Consider the following 1,074-nt stretch of genomic DNA (forward strand, 5'->3'; position numbering starts at 1 on the left):
GTGATTAGAACTTTTATAATTAATTCACCAACAACAGTTGACGAAGAGCCTTAATTCACCAACAACAGTTGACGAAGAGCCAAATAAAAATACCGTAGTAAAATTATTTCACTACGGTAATTGTGCTTATTAATCGGGAAAACAGGATTCGAACCTGCGACCCCTACGTCCCGAACGTAGTGCTCTACCAAGCTGAGCTACTTCCCGATAAATTTTAACTAAAAAAACAAGCGGAAGACGGGATTCGAACCCGCGACCCCCACCATGGCAAGGTGATGTTCTACCACTGAACTACTTCCGCATACTTTTATTGAATCGGGAAAACAGGATTCGAACCTGCGACCCCCTGGTCCCAAACCAGGTGCTCTACCAAGCTGAGCTATTTCCCGAAACATGCTGCGTGCGCAAGCACGCAATGCACCCAGTAGGAGTCGAACCTACAACCTTCTGATTCGTAGTCAGACACTCTATCCAATTGCGCTATGGGTGCAAGATACTAATGCCGAGGACCGGGATCGAACCGGTACGGTGATACACTCACCGCAGGATTTTAAGTCCTGTGCGTCTGCCTATTCCGCCACCCCGGCAAAAGGATGCAAGCGGAAGACGGGATTCGAACCCGCGACCCCCACCATGGCAAGGTGATGTTCTACCACTGAACTACTTCCGCATCTGTGTAACATGCCGACTAGACGATTCGAACGCCCGACCCTCTGATTACAAATCAGATGCTCTACCAACTGAGCTAAGTCGGCCTCATGACGAGTGCGGGTGAAGGGACTCGAACCCCCACGCCTTGCGGCGCTAGATCCTAAATCTAGTGCGTCTGCCAATTCCGCCACACCCGCAAAATGAAACTGGCAATGAGCCGTGACAGGCTCGAACTGTCGACCCTCTGATTAAAAGTCAGATGCTCTACCAACTGAGCTAACGGCTCAAATGGAGGTTACAGGGATCGAACCTGTGACCCCCTGCTTGTAAGGCAGGTGCTCTCCCGGCTGAGCTAAACCTCCAAAAGGTGTGGCAGCGACCTACGCTGGCAGGGGGTGCTCCCCCAACTACCCTCGGCGCGAA

Annotated in this window: 10 tRNA genes; all 10 read right to left on the reverse strand. The window is 51.2% G+C overall.

The window, feature by feature from the left end:
- Positions 1-133: 133 nt before the first annotated feature.
- Positions 134-207: transfer RNA gene (locus FC24_RS09970), tRNA-Pro, on the reverse strand.
- Between the two features lie 22 nt (positions 208-229).
- Positions 230-301 (reverse strand) — tRNA-Gly (locus FC24_RS09975).
- Positions 302-315: 14 nt separating this feature from the next.
- Positions 316-389, reverse strand: a tRNA-Pro gene (locus FC24_RS09980).
- A gap of 27 nt (positions 390-416) precedes the next feature.
- Positions 417-490: transfer RNA gene (locus FC24_RS09985), tRNA-Arg, on the reverse strand.
- Positions 491-500: 10 nt separating this feature from the next.
- Positions 501-587 (reverse strand) — tRNA-Leu (locus tag FC24_RS09990).
- 11 nt (positions 588-598) lie between these two features.
- Positions 599-670, reverse strand: a tRNA-Gly gene (locus tag FC24_RS09995).
- Between the two features lie 12 nt (positions 671-682).
- Positions 683-755, reverse strand: a tRNA-Thr gene (locus FC24_RS10000).
- 11 nt (positions 756-766) lie between these two features.
- A tRNA-Leu gene (locus FC24_RS10005) sits at positions 767-848 on the reverse strand.
- Between the two features lie 16 nt (positions 849-864).
- A tRNA-Lys gene (locus FC24_RS10010) sits at positions 865-937 on the reverse strand.
- A gap of 3 nt (positions 938-940) precedes the next feature.
- A tRNA-Val gene (locus FC24_RS10015) sits at positions 941-1,013 on the reverse strand.
- Positions 1,014-1,074 lie beyond the last annotated feature (61 nt).

The organism is Loigolactobacillus rennini DSM 20253 (assembly GCF_001436505.1).
GTDB classification, from domain to species: Bacteria; Bacillota; Bacilli; order Lactobacillales; family Lactobacillaceae; genus Loigolactobacillus; species Loigolactobacillus rennini.